Raw genomic sequence first — 18,356 nt, 5'->3', positions numbered from 1 at the left:
CGGACGAGATGACGGTCCTCGGATCCCGCAGCGGCAGCCAAATCTTGCGTACGTTCTTGCCCGATCAGACGGTCGACCTGCGGGGCGACGTCTACCGGGTCGCCGAGTGGTCGGCGCCGAGCCCGATCGAGGTGGACACCGCTCTGGTGCGGCGGCACCTGCTGCGTGAGATCGGCGCGTGGATCGCCCACGACACCGACGGCGGCATGGGCGACGATCTACTGCGCAATGTCTCGGTCGAGGTCGTCGAGCTGGAGGAGCGGCGCGGCGTCACCGTGGAGCGGTACCCGCAGGTGTGGTTGTGCCGGGTCTGCAAACGCATCGGAAAGTCCCTCGATCGGAATTGCATCTGCGGACAGCGCAAGTGGGGCCAACTGCACTTCGTCGGCATCCACGATTGCGGCGCGATCACCGAACCGTGGATCCGTCGGTGCCCCGCGCACGACGACGTCAAGGTCGTCATACCCAAGAGTGCCAAGGCCGCAGACATCACCTTCGTCTGCCCTACCTGCAACACGCAAACGATGCAGGGGCTCGGCTTCGGCAAGCAGTGTGCCTGCGGCAACGGCACGATGCGATGGAACGTCCACAAAGCCCGTGCGGTGTATACGCCGCGCGGCATGGTTCTGATCAACCCGCCGCGCCCGGAGCACCGCGAGGCGCTCAAGCTGGCCGGGGGTGCCCGTAAGGCCCTCGTCTGGGTGGTCGAAGGGCTGACCGCCGCACGGCCGGCTGACGTCGCCTCCCCGCCGACCAAGGAAGAGCTCGTCGAGCAGCTCGTCCGCAACGGCATCCCACCGGAGATCGCCGAAATCTCCGCGTCCGCCGCCGAAGCGGGCGGCGGCCTCGCGGCACCCGGCGACCATCCGATCGACCGGTTGTCGACCGGACAGCGGGAAGAGGCCGAACGCGAAGCGGTCGACATCGCGATGGCACTCGCGGAGAGCAGGCTGGCGACCACGGCCCTCCGTGGGACGACCCCGGACGATTCTTTGAGCGTGCGATATCGAGACAGCTACCCCGCGGCGCTGGCTCGGGCCGGGATCGACGGCCTGGACCTGGTCGACCGCTTCCCGGTGCTGAACGCGATGTACGGCTACACCCGCGGCGACGACGACCCGGCGAAATGCAGGCTCGTGCCGTTCAGGCGCAAACGGGGCGGCTACCGCCTCTACGGCAACCTGGCCGAGACTGAGGCGTTCCTGGTGCGTCTCGACCCGGTACGGGTGGCGAGCTGGCTCGTGGGGCGGGGCCGCGACCTACAGGGGTGGGCGTCCGGAAACGACGATCCGGTCGCTGCGCGGGTGGCGATCCTGCGCTCCGCGGTGATGCCGACCAAGCGCGACGACCCGTCGGTGGAGTCGGTGGGCACCGACGTGGTCAAGCTGGTGCACACGTACGCGCACCGGTTCATCCGGCAGGCCGCGGTGTTCTCCGGCATTGAGCGGGACGCGTTGAGCGAGTACCCCGTAACCGGGCATCTGGGATTCTTCGTCTACGCCGCCGCGCGCGGCGACTTCGTGCTGGGCGGGATGCAGGCGGTGTTCGAATCGAACCTCGACGATCTGCTGCATGCGTTCGTTGACGCGGAGCACCGTTGCCCGCTGGACCCGGGGTGCAGTCGTGGCAGCGGGGCGTGCAGCGCCTGCGTACACCTGGGCGAGCCGTCCTGCCGCTTCTTCAACCGGTTCCTCGATCGTGGGGTGCTGTTTGATGCGGGCGGCTATCTGCGTCCACGGCGCGATGCGTAGCGGGCACCCGGCTGCGCCACTCAGCTTCGATCGTGTCGGCGGCGGCACCGGGCGCTTCGTGTTCCCACACGTGCAGCACGACCCAGTCAAGATCAGCCAAGGCAGCGTCCTTGGCGCGGTCGCGGGCGACGTTGCGATCCAGCTTGTCCTGCCACCACTGCCGGTTGTTGCGCGGCAGGGTGCCGTGCTCCGGGCAACAGTGCCAGAAACATCCGTCGACGAAGACCGCCACCTTGGCCCGGGTGAACGCGACATCGGGACGTCCCGGCAGTTGCGGGTGGTTGATCCTGAATCGCAGCCCTCGGCGGTGCAGCTCACGACGCAAAGCCAGCTCGGGCTTCGTGGAGGCGCGGGCCTGACGTCGCAGACGGGCGGACGTCGCGGCGTCGAGGGGCGCCGGCGGTGTGGACTTTCGGCCCATCTGTCCAGCCTATCCGCCGTCGTCACGAAAGATCGCCCGCAGCTAGGCTTCGGGCGAACGGAACCTCACGTGCAGTGACTGCCTCAGAACGGAGAATGCACCGGTGACGGCAACGAAGCCCGACGCCCGGGAGACGCTCGCGCCAGGATCGGTCGTCGTGGTCCGCGACGAGGAATGGTTGGTGTACGCCACCGAGGAGACCACCGACGGCACCCTGGTGCACGTCCAGGGACTCGGCGAGCTGGTACGTGACACCAACGCCTCGTTCTACACCCGACTCGACCACGTGGTGCCGCTCGACCCGGCGAAGGCCCGGGTGGTGGCGGACGCGAGCCCACGCCATCGCAGGGCACGGCTGTGGCTGGAGTCGACCGTCCGTAAGACGGCGGTGCCGCTCGGGGAGCGTGCGTTGTCCGTGGCGACCCGCGGGCTCGCCGATCCGCTCAGCTACCAGCAGTCCGCGGTGCACAAGGCCCTGGATCCGGCGAATCTGCGGCCACGCATCCTGCTCGCCGACGCGGTCGGCCTCGGCAAGACCCTCGAGATCGGCATGATCCTCTCGGAACTGGTCCGGCGGGGACGCGGTGACCGGATCCTCGTGGTGACCCCCCGGCACGTGCTGGAGCAGATGCAGCACGAGCTGTGGACCCGGTTCGCGTTGCCGTTCGTCCGGCTGGATTCCGCCGGCATTCAACGGGTGCGGCAGAAGCTGCCCGCGACCCGGAACCCGTTCACGTACTACCGGCGGGCGATCATCTCGATCGACACGCTGAAATCCGACCGGTACGTCGCTAGCCTGCGCAGACAGCGCTGGGACGCCGTCGTCATCGACGAGTCGCACAACCTGTCCAACGTCTCCACACTGAACAACCGGCTGGCGCGACTGCTCGCCCGCAACACGGAGGCTCTCGTCTTGGCCTCGGCGACCCCACACAACGGCAAGGCCGAGTCGTTCGCGGAGCTGGTGCGACTCCTCGACCCGTCGGCCGTGCCCGCCGATGGCACCCTCGACCGTGACGAGCTGCGCCGGCTCGTCGTTCGCCGGCACCGGCACAGCCCCGAGGTCGCCCGCGTCGTCGGCGCCGACTGGGCGGAACGGCAAGAGCCGAACAATGTGCTGGTGGCCGCCACCCCGGCCGAGGACGCCGTTGCCCGCGAGCTGGAGGAAACCTGGCTGTGGCCCGGTCGGGGCGGCAGCCCGTACTCGGGGCAGAACGCGGCGCTGTTCCCGTGGACGCTCGCGAAGGCGTTCCTGTCGTCGCCCGCGGCGCTGAAGGAGACCATCGACGGCCGCCTGGGCCGGCTCGGCAACGACGACCGGGCCGACGCCGAACGACGTGCGCTGCTACAGCTGGCCGAGCTCAACGCCGAGACGTTGCGGCGGCCCTCCGCGAAATACACCAAGCTGGTGGCGCATCTCAAGCAGATCGGCGTCGGCCGGGGCTCACCTGCCCGGGCGGTGGTGTTCGCCGAGCGCCTCGAGACTCTGCGCTGGCTGCACCGCAGCCTGCCGAAGGACCTCGGCGTGTCCGACGATGCCGTGCAGATCATGCACGGTGGGCTCGCCGACGACGAGCAGCAGCGCATCGTCGAGGCGTTCAAGCAGGAGCAGGCACCGGTACGCGTGCTGGTCACCGGCGACGTCGCCTCCGAGGGGGTCAACCTGCACGCCCAGTGCCACGAGCTGATCCACTACGACATCCCGTGGAGCCTGATCCGCATCGAGCAGCGCAACGGCCGCATCGACCGGTACGGCCAGAAGCACCCTCCCCGGGTGACCGCCCTGCTGCTGGACCCGTCGAGCGATCGCTTCGCCGGTGACGTGCGGATCCTCGCGAAGCTGGTGGAGAAGGAGGACGAGGCGCACACCGCCCTTGGCGACGTCGCGTCGCTGATGGGCCGCTTCGACGTCAAGGGCGAGGAGGACGCGATCCGCGCCGTCCTCGCCGGCACCAAGGACTTCGACGAGGTGGTCCGCCCGGTCGCCGCCGTCGCGGCCGCCGACGACTTCGCCGCCATGTTCACGCAGCTCTTCGACGCACCGGAGACGCCCCCCGTCGTCACGGCCACCAAATCGGAGCAGCGGACCGACCCCGGCTCGGGCCTGTACGACGACGACGTCTCCTACCTGGAGGACGCACTTGGGGAGGCGTTCATCGACCCGACGGCGCCGCCGGCGCGGGGCGGTGTGGGCTGGCGCCGCAACGCGGCGTTCGGCACCGTCGAGCTGAACCCGCCACCGGACCTCGCGCAACGCCTCGAGGTGCTCCCTCAGACCTACCTCACCGACCGCCGGGTCACCGAACGGCTCGTGCTGGCCACCACCCTGGCCCGGGGCAAGGACAGGCTGGCGGCGGCGCTGCGCGACGACAGCGACTCGACATGGCCGGACGCGCACTACCTGAGCCCGCTGCACCCCGTGCTGGACTGGGCGGCCGACCGGGCGCTGGCCGCTCTGGGCCGCAACGAGGTCTTCGCCGTCCGCGGTGCCGTCAACGCCCCCACCGTTCTGCTGCTCGGCACCCTGACGAACAAGCGCGGCCAGGTCGTCTCGTCGGCATGGTTGACGGCGCAGTTCCCGGCGCCGGACAGCCCCTCCTTCGCGCTGGTAGCGCCGCACGGCTCTGCCCGCGAGGCGCTGGCTGCGCTCGGCTGGGACGCCGTACGCACCAACCCGCGCCCGGTCGCGGACCTCGACGTGCTGCAACGCCTCATCGCGCCGGCCGTTCACGAGGCCGAGAAGCACCTGCTCACCGTGTTCGCGGCCGCGGAGCAGGACGTGGCTCAGCGGGTCGAGCAGTGGTCACGACGGCTGGACCGCTGGGACGTCGAGGCTGACGCGCTCATCCAGCGCAGCGAGATCAAGCAGCGCCGTACGAGCGTCGAACAGGAGCGCGCGCTGGTGTTGGCGATGGCGCCCGACCAGCACCTCGTACGGCCGCTGCTGGTGGTCGTCCCGGACATGGAAGGTGGCACCCAGTGAGCGGGTCGGACGCGATCCTGGTCGGCGAAGGCTGGATCTCGGAGCACTACTTCACCACCGACGCGAAGGGCGAGTCGTTCCGCGCCAAGGTGGTGGAACGCCGCGCCTACTGGGACGCCGAGGCGAAGGAGGGACGTGACACCCCCCGATCCCGCTTCACCGAGGCCCGGCTTGGATTAGAAGTCGACCTTGCCGCGCTGGCGGAGCTGCTCGACCCCACGGCCACGATCGACCTGCGCGACGGGCGCACCCCCGACGACATAGCCGCCGCGGTCCACGAACGGTTGCTCGACGTCCTCGAGCTGACCGGCCACGGCCTCGCCCTCGACCGGCAGGACCCGATGCTGCGGGTGTCGTCCCCGGGCGTCACCGACCGCGCGCCGCTCGTCGTAGTGTCCGCCCGGCCGGTGATCGCCGTCGAGGAACTGCTGGCCCGCGAGGCGGTGACGCTGCGCGCCCCGGTGCAGCTCACCGAGGATGGCGACGAGCTGAAGTCCGCTGCCCGGCTGGTGTCGGCGCTGTTCGTCGCCGACGACGCCCCCGATCTCGTGCTCGTGCTGGCCGGCCGGTGGGCACTGCTCGCCGAACGGGAACGCTGGGCCGAAGGCCGGTACCTCGCCGTCGACCTGCAACTCGTCTGCGAACGCAAAGACACGAAGAAGGGAGGCGAGATCGACCGGGCGCTGACCTGCCTGAGCGCGCAGTCAATCGCCCCCGACGCGGACGGCAAACTGTGGTGGCACGCCGTCCTGGAAGCCTCCATCAAGCACACCGTCGGCGTCTCCAAGGACCTGCGCGACGGCGTACGCCTTTCCATCGAGATCATCGCCAACGAGGTCGTTGACCGCCGCCGCGACCAGGGCCTCGACCCGCTGCCCGGTAGCGAGGCCCAACCGCTGGCGAAGCAGTCGCTGCGGTTCCTCTACCGCATCCTGTTCCTGCTCTACGCGGAGGCGTCCCCTGAGCTGGGGGTGTTGCCCGTCGGCGCCGCCGAATATGACCAGGGCTACAGCCTCGACCGGCTGCGCGAACTGGTCCAGGTGGAGCTGCCTTCCCCGCGCGCCCGAAACGGCACCCACCTGTACGAGTCATTGGGTGTGTTGTTCCGGCTCGTCGACCGCGGCCACAGCCCTGTCGTCGCTGACGACTCCATCGATACGCAAGGGCTTACGTTCAACCCGCTGCGGGCCGACCTGTTCCGGCCCGAGGCGACCGCGCACATCGACGCAGTGGGCCTGGGCAACGCCGCGCTGCAGAAGGTACTCACCCACCTGTTGCTCAGCAAGGAGTCGCGGGGGCGGGACCGGGGCTTCATCTCGTACGCGGAGTTGGGCATCAACCAGCTGGGCGCGGTGTACGAGCGCCTCATGTCGTACACGGGCTTCTTCGCCGAGACCGACCTGTACGAGGTCGCCAAAAACGGTGACGGGTCCAAGGGCTCGTGGGTGGTCCCGGTCGAACGGGCGGATGGGATCTCGTCGGCTGACTTCGTCAAGGTCGTCCACCCGCTGACCGGCGAGTCTCGGCCGGTGCTGCACGAGCGGGGGTCGTTCGTGTTCCGGCTCGCGGGGCGTGAGCGGCAGCAGTCGGCGTCGTACTACACGCCGGAGGTGCTGACCCGTTTCACGGTCGGGCAGGCCCTGGAGGAGCTGCTCGACCAGGACGGGCGCACGACGACGGCCGCGGAGATCCTGGAGTTGGCCGTCTGTGAGCCGGCGCTCGGGTCGGGCGCGTTCGCGCTGGAAGCGGTGCGGCAACTCGCCGAGCAGTACCTCAAACGCCGCCAGAAGGAACTGGGCGTTCAGCTGGACCCTGACGAGTACCCGCGCCGGTTGCAGGAGGTCAAGGCCTACCTGGCGCTGCACAACGTGTACGGCGTCGACCTCAACGACACCGCCGTCGAGCTGGCCGAGATCTCACTGTGGCTGGACACGATGGTCGAAGGATTGTCCGCGCCGTGGTTCGGCCTGCATCTGCGGCGGGGCAACTCGCTGATCGGTGCCCGCCGCGCCATCTATCGCCGGTCTCAGGTCGCCGACAAGTCATGGCTGGCCGCAGTGCCGACCGAGGTGTCGCTGACATGCCTGGTGAGCGACGTCGAGGCCGACAGGGTCGCGACCGATGGCATCCACCATTTCCTGCTGCCGGCCGATGGTTGGGGGTCGGCCGCCGACGCGAAAGATGCCGCCGCCCTCGCCCCGCACGCCACGACCAGGCTCAAGAGGTGGCGAGGCGCCACCAAGACCGAACCCACCAAGACCCAGATCGACGCGTACGCGGAGCTCGCGCATCGGGTGGAGACGCTGTGGCAGATCGCCTACCGCCGGCTGAGCATTGCCGAGCGGGAGATCCGCCGCTCGATTCCGGTGTGGGGCGCCACCGGACTGCCGGTCGGCGGTGCGGTCGGACGCGAACAGATCGAGGCGGCGCTGGCCGACCAGGCCGGCGCGTATCGGCGCCTGCGCCGGGCAATGGACGCCTGGACGGCGCTGTGGTTCTGGCCCCTCACCGACACCGCCGTCACCGTGAACGGCGTGGTGGTCTCGCCACCGACCACTGATCAGTGGATCGCGGGCCTGCAGGCGCTGCTGGGCCGCAACCCGGACGTGCACAAGCGTAAGCCGGTCGAGCTGCGGTTTGGCGCCGGGATGAGTTGGGACGAGCTGGGCGAGGCGGAGCTGATGGAACTCGGCTTCGCCAGCGCCGAGTCCATCGACGAGGTCCTCCAGAAAAATCCGTGGCTGGTGGTCTGCGACCGAATCGCCCAACGACAGGGCTTCTTCCACTGGAACTTGGACTTCGCCACGGTCTTCGCCCGCGGCGGCTTCGACCTGCAAGTCGGTAACCCGCCCTGGGTACGACCCGATGTCGATGTCGCGGCCCTGCTCGCCGAGGGCGACCCCTGGTGGCAGCTCGCACTCAAGCCGACCCAGGCGCAGGTTCTCACCAAGCAAGCCGCAACGCTCGCTCTTCCCGGCATGACGGAGTTCGTCATCGACGGCACAGCGGACACGGTCTGTGTCGGGTCCTTCGTCAGCGCAACGCCACAGTATCCGCACCTGGCCGGGCTGCGGCCCGACCTGTACCGCTGCTTTATGGAAGTGATGTGGCGGCACCTATCGGAGCAAGGCCGAATGGGCATGATTCACCTGAACTCGCACTTCACCGACGAGAATGCCGGCGTCCTTCGCTCCGAGCTGTATCTGCGCCTCCGCCGCCACTGGCACTTCATCAACGTTCTTAGCCTCTTCGAAATTTTGCACAAAATCCATTATGGGATCACGGTGCACGGATCTCGACAAATGGCACCCGCGTTCACCCAGGCAAGCTGGCTGTACCATCCCGACACTGCCGAGCGTTCCCTCGCCCATGACAGTTCCGGGCCGGAACCTGGCCTCAAGGACGATGACGGAAGTTGGGACGTGCGTCCACACGGGTCACGGATCACGGAAGTTACCGATGAGACCCTGCGCGCCTGGCACGCCACGATGGAGAACGACGAAGTGCCGATCCGACAGACCCGGATGGTGTACGCCCTGAACCGATCTACCGCGGCTGTGTTAGAGAAATTATCTCGTGCCGGCCGCATGAATGAACTTGGGCTCCGCTTCTCGCAGGGCTGGAACGAAACGACCGATCGCCGAAAAGGCTATTTCGAGTCGGAGTGGGCGGTGCCGGCGTCGTGGGACGACGTGATCCTGCAAGGGCCGCACCTGTTCGTGTCGACACCGCTCTACAAGGCCCCGAACCCGACCATGCGAAACAACCAGGATTGGTCAGTGACGGACTTCGAGCAGTTGCCGGCCGACGCGATCCCGGCCACCGCCTACCAGCCCGCCGGTGAACGCTACGACTACGACTGCGCCTACACCGACTGGGGCGACGAGGACCACCCGTACCCCGCCCGCGACCACTACCGCATTGCCTGGCGAGACATGGCGGCAAACCAAGGCGAACGTACCTTAATCCCTGCATTGATCCCGCCAGGTCCAGCGCACGTTCACACCGTCAGATCAGCCGCCCTGCCTGCAGAACCTCATCGTTTGGTGCAGGTGCTCGGATTCTTTTCATCACTCAGTCACGACTACTCGGTGCGCGTTGCGCCAAAGTCGACCATTTCGCCGGGGACAGTGAATCGACTTGCATTCATTAACTCGCTACTGAATATCGACCTCGCTATTCGCGTCCTTCGCCTCAACTGCGCCACCATCGCATATGCCGACCTCTGGCGAGCGTGTTTCGTAGCCGAATTTGTCGATGACGAATGGGCGGGTGGTTTCGAACACCGGAGGCGGGTGACCCTGGGAGATGTCGGGCCGGAGTGGACCGCCGACACGCCGTTGCGGATTGCCGCTGATCGACGCCAGGCGCTCGTCGAGATCGACGCGTTGGTCGCGCTCATGCTCGGCCTCACCGCCGACGAGCTGTGTTCGATCTACCGCACCCAGTTCGCCGTGCTGCGCGGCTACGACCGCACCGTCTACTACTACGATATCAACGGGCGGATCGTACCGAACTCTGTGCTGAGTGTCTGGCGAAAGAAGGGTGATCGGACCACCCACGAGGAGCGGACCGCCACTAACCAGGCCGGCAACACGTACACCTACGAGCTGCCATTCGTGACACTGGATCGTGAGGCGGACATGCGGCAGGCGTACGCCCACTTCGAGCAGCGGCTGAAGGACCGCTCGTGAGCGAGCTGCTCCCCACCCTCCAAGCAACAAACATCCGCCACAGCCTCGTCGACTACCTGACAACGACGTTCGGGCTGACCGACGGCGACGCCCGCGACGGCCTGGACCGTTTTCTGTCGGTCCCCGACAGCGGCATGTTCAAGGGCCCGTACGTGCGCCTGCGCTTGCCGTTCCGCCCTGCCGACGAGGGCTGGCGCGACGCCCTGGACTGGTACGGAGGCTTCCCGCCCTACGGCCACCAGGCCACGGCCTTCGCCCGGCTCAGCTCCAAGACGAACGAGCGGCCCCGCCCCACACTGGTCACGACCGGCACCGGCTCCGGCAAGACCGAGGCGTTCCTGTACCCGATCCTCGACCACGTGTTACGCGCTCGCCGCGAGGGCGTGACCGGCACGAAGGCGCTGATCCTGTACCCGATGAACGCGCTCGCCAACGACCAGGCCGCCCGGCTAACCAAGCTGCTCACCACGAATACCGAGCTCGCCGGCGTGACCGCAGCCCTCTACACCGGGCAGGCCGGGCCGACCCGCATCGCGGTCACCCCCGACGGCTTGATCACCGATCGAGAGATCGTCCGGGACACCGCACCGGACATCCTGCTGACCAACTACAAGATGCTCGACCAGTTGCTGCTGCGTTCCGCCGATCAGGCCCTATGGCGACAGTCGGCGACGAGCCTGCAATACCTCGTCCTCGACGAGTTTCACACCTACGACGGCGCGCAAGGTACAGACGTGGCGATGCTGCTGCGCCGCCTCGGCCTGGCGCTCAAGAGTCATTGGCACGACGGCGAGCCCGTCGTTGATGATGCGGCCCGCGCGCGTCCGCTGGGGATGATCACGCCGGTGGCGACGTCGGCGACGCTCGGCGACAAGGGCGACCCGACGGTCATGCTGGACTTCGCGCGCACCGTGTTCGGCGAGGAGTTCGACGCCGACGCGGTCGTCACCGAGACCCGGCTGGGGCTCGCCGAGTGGGTCGCCGACGCCGAGCAGGCGGTGACCGGGGCAGGGTTCACGCCGGTCGAGGTGGCGTCGCTGGACGCGGCGGCGACGATCGAGGCGGTCACGGAGCTGGGCCATGATCCGACCGGCGCGCAAGTCGCCCACACGATTCTCGGTCAGTTGTACGGCGTTGACGCGAGCAAGGTCGCCGATGCCGAGCCGCAGCTGCTGGCGGCGTTGTGCCGGGCGCACCCGCTCGTCGGTGAGCTGGCGCAGTGTGCCGAGCACGCCGTCGGGCTGGACATGTTGGCCGAAGGCGTTTTCGGCACCGGCAACGTGCCGCGGGCGCAGACGCTGCTGTCGTACGTGCTCGGGATGCTCGGGCACGTGCGGGCCGTCGCCGGACGCGAAGCGCTGTCGGTGGACGTACATCTGTGGGTCAGGGAACTATCCCGCATCGACCGTGCCGCCGCGGCCACCGCGCGGTTCCGGTGGGGTGACGACGGGCCGCCGGTCGCCGGCGGCGACGCCGAGGAGGCCGGGCCGTCGTTCCCGGCAATCTTCTGCCGGCTCTGCGGCCGGTCCGGGTGGGGCATCGTGCTGGCGCCCGTCGGCAACAGCCTCGACGTCGACGACGACGGCATTCGCCGGCAGCACGCCGCCCGGGAGGGCCGCTTCCGGCCGCTGCTGTACGCCCCCGCCGAGGCCGCGACCCGGCTGGAAGGCGGCGAGCGGATCGACCGGCTCATGTGGTTCTCCATCCGCAACCGGGAGTTGCTCGCCGACGTGGCGGAGGACGACCCTGACCTGCGCGATGGCTGGATCCTGCCGGTGCTCACCAACGTCGGTGCCGACGCCGACGAGCAGAGCCGCACCGACACCTGCCCGTCGTGCCGGCAGGAGGACGGGATCCGGTTCCTCGGCAGCGCGGTCGCCACATTGTTGTCGGTGTCGCTGTCGACCCTGTTCGGATCACCGACGCTCGACGCCCGGGAGAAGAAGGCGTTGGTCTTCACCGACTCGGTGCAGGACGCGGCGCACCGGGCCGGGTTCGTGCAGGCCCGGTCGCACACGTTCACCCTGCGCTCCGCGCTGCGCGAGGCGGTGGTCGACGGGGCGCTCACCCTCGACGCGCTGGTCGACGAGGTGATGCGGCAGGCGAAAGATCCGTTCGAGCGGTACCGCATTCTCGCCCCTGACTGCGCCGACCGGGAGTCCTTTGCGGAGTTTTGGCGGGCGAAGACCCTGCGGTCGGTGCGCGCCTCGGTGCGGTCCCGCGTTCGCCGCCGTCTCGCGCTCGACGCGGCGCTGGAGTTCGGGCTCAACTCGCGCATCGGCCGCACGCTCGAGCTCACCGGCTCGGTGGCCGTGGAGGTGGAGGCGGGGCTGCCCGCGCGGATGGCGGGGGTGGCACGCGCGGCACTGCACGGCACGTCGTGGCAGGGCGCGCTGGGCTCGGCCGGCCCCGACGACGAGACGCTGGTGCGGTGGGTACGCGGCCTGCTGGACCGGATGCGCGCCCAGGGCGCCATTGACCATCCGTGGTTCGACAGGTACCGGCTCGAGGACGGCCGGGACTGGTCGATCTGGGGTGGCCGCCCTCGGGGCGAAGGCATGCCCGCGTTCCCCCGTAACCGGCCGCGGCCCGGGTTCCCCAAGGTCGGCGGATCCGCACCGCCGGCCCGCCACGGCGGCCTCGACGCGGTGACGTCCGCCCAGTCCTGGTACGCCCGCTGGACCGCACGGACGCTCGACGTGTCGCCGCTCGACGGAGGCCGTCTCGCGCGCCTGCTGTTCGACCGGCTGGGCCGCGACGGCGTGCTCACGACCAGCACCAGCGAGTCCGGCGCTACCGTGTACGCGATTCCCGCCTCCGCGATCGTCGTCGCCCCCACCGAGGTCACCGACCTCGCCGCCGGGCGCCACCTGCTCGCCTGCACCACCTGCCGGGCCACCACACCGGGCTCGAGGACGGCGGTCGAGCAGCTCACTGGCGCGCCGTGCCTGAACGTGAGCTGCCGCGGCCAACTCACCCCCGCGACGCTGAACGACAACTTCTACCGCCGGTTGTACGCCTCGCCCGACACGCGCCGCGTCGTCGCGCGGGAACACACCAGTCTGCTCGACGACGTGACCCGCCGGGCGTACGAGGACGGTTTCCGCGACGCGGCCACCAGCCCGCAGTCGCCGAACGTTCTCGTCGCAACGCCGACCCTGGAGATGGGCATCGACATCGGCGATTTGTCGGCGGTGTTCCTGGCGTCGCTGCCGCGCACCGTCGCGTCGTACCTGCAACGCGTCGGCCGGGCCGGGCGCCTCACCGGCAACGCACTCAATCTCGCCTTCGTCACCGGGCGCGGCGAGCACCTGCCGAAGCTCGGTGACCCGCTGTCGGTCGTTGACGGCGAGGTGCGTCCCCCGGCGACGTACCTGGCCGCCGAGGAGATCCTGCGCCGGCAGTACACCGCCTACCTGATGGACGGCTTCGCCCGTGACCAGGCGCGCGTGCATCCGAGGACGGCGGTCGCCGCCATCGGGACGTGCCGGCCGGGAACCTTCCTCGGTGATCTGGTCGTGCACGCTGAGCAGGGCGCCGACGCGCATGTGGGCCGCTTCGCCGCCACGTTCGATGGGCTACCTCCCGAGGTCGTGTCGGGGCTGCGCGACTGGTTGCAGCCCGTGTCCGGCCCGCGGACCAGTGGGTTCGCGGCGCACGTGCTGGCCGCAAGCCGTCGCTGGCAGGACACCGTCGAGACGTTGAAGCGTCGGCAGGCGACCATCGACGCGCTGCTGCCCGATCTGGAAGCGCGGATCACGTCGCCGGCGGCGACCGACGACGACCGGCAGGCGTTGCGGTCGGCCAAGGCCACCCGCAAGCTCACCGCCAACCAGCTCGCCCACCTACGCAGCGAATACTGGATCAGCGTCCTGGAGGAGTACGGGCTGCTGCCCAACTACACGCTGCTCGACGACACGGTCACCCTCGACGTCGGCCTGTCCTGGATCGACCCGGACAGCGGGGCGTACGAGTACGGCAGCGCGCAGTTCCAGCGCGGCTCGGCGCAGGCGTTGCGCGAGTTCGCCCCCGGCGCCACGTTCTACGCCCGCGGGTGGGAGATCGAGGTTGACGCGGTCGACCTCGGCCTGGACGGCGCGTCCATCCGCACCTGGGCCTTCTGCCCCGACTGCGGGTACGCCGTTGACCTCGTGGAGTCCGGCCAGGAAATCATCGTGTCGTCGTGTCCGCGGTGTGGCAGCACGCGCATCGGCGACACCGGTCAGCGTCTCGACGTGGTGGAACTGACTCGGGTATCCGCCGAGGTGCGGCGCGACGAGGTCGCCATCTCCGACCGCAACGACGAACGCGGGCGAATCGCGTTTCAGATCGTCGCCGCCGCCGACGTCGACCCCGCCCACATCGCCCGCCGGTGGTTCGTCGAAGGCACCGGCCTCGGCTGCACGTATCTGCGCTCCGTCGACCTGCGGTGGATCAACATGGGTCCGTCGGGGCACGGCACGACGCGGATCGTCGCCGGCGCTGAACGGCAGGGGACCCTGTTCCGGGTGTGTTCCGGGTGCGGCAAGAAGGACACCGACACCGGACGTAACCGGCCGCACGAGCACCGGCCGTGGTGCCCGTACCGCGCCTCCGCGACCGAGGTGACCAGCACCGTAGCGCTGTCACGGACGTTGCGTACCCAGGGTTTGTTGATCCGGTTGCCCCATACGGTGAGCCTGGGCGACGACTTCGCCGTGCCCAGCCTGTCCTCGGCACTGCTGCTCGGCCTGCGCGAGCAGATGGGCGGACACCCGGATCACATCCGCGTCGAGCACGTCGTCGACCCGACCCTGTCCGATGGCACGGACAACCACGACGGAATCCTGCTGCACGACGCCGTGCCCGGCGGCACCGGCTACCTCGCCGAGACAGCCACCCCGGACCATTTGCGCAAGCTGCTGCTGTTGGCGTGGAATCGGGTCCGTGACTGCGAATGCCGACACGAGGAACGCCTCGCCTGCCACCGGTGCCTGCTGCCGTTCACCGCTCCCGGCGCCGTTCGCAGGGTCTCACGGGCGTCGGCCGACCGGCACCTGCGCGCCCTTCTCGGACTGACTCCCGATGCCGAGACCGCCGAAGGGACGGCCTGGACCGTGACCGAGGTGCCCCCCGCCGAGGAGCCCGAGTCCCACCTTGAACGCGCCTTCCAGCGGCTGTTGCTGGGTCGGCTACGGCGCAACGGCGCCGCTGTCACCGAGGTGCCCGGCCCTGCCGGCAACGCCGTGCGGTTCACCCTGCCCGGTGGCCACCGACAGTGGACGCTCACCCCGCAGGCCAACGTCGCGGACTCCCGGCCGGATTTCCTGCTCGAGACCAACGACATGAACGTGCCCGGCGTCGCCATCTTCACCGACGGCAGGGCCTACCACGCCACCGCCGCCGCCAATCGGCTCGCCGACGACGCCGCCAAGCGGACCAACCTGCGCGACAGCGGCCTCGTCGTCCTCGGAGTCACCCTGCCCGACGTCACCGCCGGCGAAGACGGCACCGCCTCCGCGCCTGCCTGGTACAACCCCGACCTCGCCGGCGGTCTGATGAACGTGCCGTCGCTGCAGGCACCGCCGGAGGCGTACCGGGCGCTGGGCCGGGGGCCGGTCGACTGGCTCGTCGACTGGGTGTCCGATCCCCGACCCGACGCGGTCCGCAACGTCGCCCGAGCCGTCCCAATGTTCCTGTCGGCTGTGGCGCAGCCCGTACAGGTGACCGACACGACGAAACTGGAGGAAGTCGCCCGCGCGATCATGGTCGGCGACCATCTGCCCACGGGTTCCCGGAAGGTGCATCTGCATCGGAGCGGCGCTCTGGCGGTCGTCGTGGAAATGGCCGCCGCCACTTCCGTGCATGTCGCTGCCGTCCTCGACGACCGCGACAGCGTCCTCGACGACGCCCACGCCGACTCCTGGCGGGCCTGGCTACGGCTGTCCAACGCGCTCGCTCTGCGCGATTGGCCCACGGTGGTGACGACTACCAGTGCCGTTGGGGCATCCGGCACCGAGTCGACCGACACCGAGCATGGGCGCCCCGTCGGGGCTTGGGCCGACGTCTACGACGCAACGACGGCTGGCCCCGAAAGGACGCTGGTGACGGCTCTCGCCGCACACCAGGGAATCGTCCCCCCCGTCGTCGGCGCCGAAGGCCCCGACGGCATCCCCCTCGACCTGTCCTGGCCCGATTTCAAGGTGGCCGTGGCTTTCGATCACATGCCGCCCGAGGACCGCGCCGACCTCGCCGGCGCCGGGTGGCGAATCATCGATCCCTCGCCCGATCTCGTCGCCGCCGCGCTGAGTGGCGGTCGCCGCACGCAGGGAGAACGCTGATGCCGACGATCATCATGGGCAAGCTCGCCAGCAAGATTGACGGCTCCGTTCGTAGCAAGGCCATGACGTTCCTGCAACGGCTCGGCAGCGACGACACGACCCCCGGCCTGCGCGTCGAACCCATCCAGCACTGCGCCGACCCCCGGGTGCGGACGGGTCGCGTGGACGGCTTCTGGCGCGCCGTCATGTTCCGCCTCGACGGCGAGGGTGAGACCCACTACGTCATCCACGGCATCTGGCCGCACGACGAGGCCAACGCCATCGCCCAGCGAGTGCGATTGAAGGTCAACCCCATCAACGGGCTGCCGCAGATCCAGGAGGTCGCTCCACCACCCGTGGCGCCCGTCGTCCCGCAGCCGACCACGCCACTACACCGCGAATCGATGCTCGTCCGCATCGGACACCGCCGTGCCGATCTCGTCGACACCCTCGGGCTGCCAGTCGATATCGCCGACGAAGCCATGGCAGCAGCCGACGAGGATTCGGTACTCGACATCGCCCAACGTCACGACGGGTGGATCGGCTCTATCCTCGTCGACCTCGCCGCCGGTGACACCGCCGAGGCGATCGCCGACCGCATGCAGCTCGAAAATTCCCCCACGTCAGGCGACGCGGACACCGACGTCCTGCAGTCGCTCAAGCGCCCCGCCGCCGCGCTGCAATACGCCTTCATCGACGACCAGGATGAGCTGCGCCGCGTCATCGAGCAGGGAGATTTCGGCGCCTGGAGGGTCTTCCTACACCCTGAGCAGCGTCGCTACGTCGACCGTAGCTACAAGGGCCCGTTCCGGCTGTCCGGCGGTGCCGGCACGGGCAAGACCGTCGTTCTCGTCCACCGGGCCCGCGCGCTCGCCCGACGAGACCCGACGGCTCGTATCATCCTGACCACCTTCACCACCAACCTCGCCGAGGCACTCGGCGCAGGCCTCACCCAACTCGACCCACGCATCCCACAACCGAAGAAGCCCGGCGACGCTGGCGTGTACGTCACCGGCGTTGACGCCTTGGCCGCCGCCGTGCTCCGCAGCGCCGGCAGCGGTCTCGCCGCGGCCATGGGCGACGTCCTCGGGGAGGAACGTTCCGCACCGCTTGCCCGCACCGCCGGCACCCGGTGGCGCGACGCCATCGACGCCACCGACACATCCCTACCGCACGAGCTGGCCAACGAGACGTTCCTGGCCACCGAGTACGCCCACGTGGTGCTGCCCGGCAAGATCCACGACGTGGCCGGCTACCTGCGGGTACGCCGCCCCGGGCGTGGCGTGGCCCTGGACCGGACGAAACGATCCGGTGTGTGGGAGCTGATCGCCGCGTACCGGGCACAGAGCCGCATCGACGGCAGCCTGGACTTCACGGAAGCCGCCGCCGTCGCCGCCGCGCATCTCGTTCGACAGGCGCATCGGCCGGCAGACCACGTTCTCGTCGACGAGGGTCAGGACCTCGGACCCACCCACTGGCAACTGCTGCGGGCTCTCGTCGGTGAGGGGACCGACGATCTGTTCATCGCCGAGGACTCCCATCAGCGGATCTATGGCGCCCGTACCGTCCTGGGGCGGTACGGGGTCGCCATCGTCGGCCGGTCGCAACGTCTCACTCTCAACTACCGCACCACCGCGCAGAACCTTCACTATGCGATGGCCTTGCTCGACGGCGGCGAGTACGTCGACAGCGAAGACCAACCCGACGCCACCGGCTACCGCTCCGCACGAACCGGCCCGGCACCCGTCATCGAGACCGTCGGCTCTATCACCGGTGAACTCGACGCGATCGTCCGTCATGTCCACGCCTGGCTCGCCGACGGAGACGTTCCCGACACGGTCGCCGTCCTCGTGCCGGACCGCTTCCACCGGGATCGGGTGGTCACCGCGCTCACCGAACATGGCATCGATGCCCGCGCCGTGGACCGCGACCGCCCGCCCGGCGGACGGGTGCCCGTGTTGACCATGCATCGGGCCAAGGGCACGGAGTTCTCCAAGGTCGTCCTGTCCACCGGCAAGCCCTCCCCGGCGGAACTCGAACGCCTCTCGTCGTTGAACACCTCCGAACGCGCGGACGCGGACCTGCGTGCCCGATCGTTGAGGTACGTGGCAGCGACGCGAGCGCGTGACGAGTTGGTAGTCGTGAGCCGGCATTGACCGACCGGCGACACGGCTTCGGGCTCAAGCAGGCTTCGCTTCATTGCCTCAG

6 protein-coding genes are annotated in these 18,356 nt (G+C 69.2%); 5 read left to right on the top strand and 1 reads right to left on the bottom strand.

Going from position 1 to position 18,356, the window contains the following annotated elements; all coding sequences use genetic code 11:
* The first annotated feature begins 8 nt into the window (after positions 1-8).
* Positions 9-1,751 (top strand): DUF8724 domain-containing protein, encoded by a 1,743-nt coding sequence (locus IEY75_RS18325; RefSeq protein WP_189115617.1) that lies wholly within the window; start codon positions 9-11, stop codon positions 1,749-1,751.
* Here IEY75_RS18325 and IEY75_RS18320 read toward each other — a convergent pair.
* Positions 1,681-2,172 (bottom strand): very short patch repair endonuclease, encoded by a 492-nt coding sequence (locus tag IEY75_RS18320; RefSeq protein WP_189115616.1) that lies wholly within the window; start codon positions 2,170-2,172, stop codon positions 1,681-1,683. The genes IEY75_RS18325 and IEY75_RS18320 overlap by 71 nt on opposite strands.
* A 103-nt stretch (positions 2,173-2,275) precedes the next feature.
* On the opposite strand from IEY75_RS18320, the gene IEY75_RS18315 reads away from it, so the two are divergent.
* Genes IEY75_RS18315 through IEY75_RS18300 form a run of 4 tightly spaced genes read left to right on the top strand, consistent with a single transcriptional unit; the run spans position 2,276 to position 18,304 of the window.
* A complete protein-coding gene (locus tag IEY75_RS18315; protein WP_189115615.1) occupies positions 2,276-5,155 on the top strand; it encodes a helicase-related protein in 2,880 nt (959 codons plus the stop codon).
* A complete protein-coding gene (locus tag IEY75_RS18310; protein ID WP_189115614.1) occupies positions 5,152-9,849 on the top strand; it encodes an Eco57I restriction-modification methylase domain-containing protein in 4,698 nt (1,565 codons plus the stop codon). The genes IEY75_RS18315 and IEY75_RS18310 overlap by 4 nt, the downstream gene beginning before the upstream one ends.
* Positions 9,846-16,169, top strand: coding sequence for a DEAD/DEAH box helicase (locus tag IEY75_RS18305; RefSeq protein WP_189115613.1), 6,324 nt, complete (start codon positions 9,846-9,848; stop codon positions 16,167-16,169). Before IEY75_RS18310 ends, IEY75_RS18305 begins: the two co-directional genes overlap by 4 nt.
* Entirely contained in the window at positions 16,169-18,304 is a 2,136-nt protein-coding gene (locus IEY75_RS18300; protein WP_189115612.1) for a UvrD-helicase domain-containing protein, read from the top strand. The genes IEY75_RS18305 and IEY75_RS18300 overlap by 1 nt, the downstream gene beginning before the upstream one ends.
* Positions 18,305-18,356 lie beyond the last annotated feature (52 nt).

The organism is Pilimelia terevasa (assembly GCF_014647915.1).
GTDB classification, from domain to species: domain Bacteria; phylum Actinomycetota; class Actinomycetes; order Mycobacteriales; family Micromonosporaceae; genus Pilimelia; species Pilimelia terevasa.
The sequence above is the reverse complement of the archived record's forward strand: the minus strand, read 5'-3'. Positions and strand labels throughout refer to the sequence as shown.

What these genes read in the sequence shown, in the direction of transcription:
- IEY75_RS18325 (WP_189115617.1), top strand. Translation starts at nt 9, where the DNA reads ATGACGGTCCTCGGATCCCGCAGCGGCAGCCAAATCTTGCGTACGTTC.
- IEY75_RS18300 (WP_189115612.1), top strand. Translation starts at nt 16,169, where the DNA reads ATGCCGACGATCATCATGGGCAAGCTCGCCAGCAAGATTGACGGCTCC.
- IEY75_RS18320 (WP_189115616.1), bottom strand. Translation starts at nt 2,172, where the DNA reads ATGGGCCGAAAGTCCACACCGCCGGCGCCCCTCGACGCCGCGACGTCC.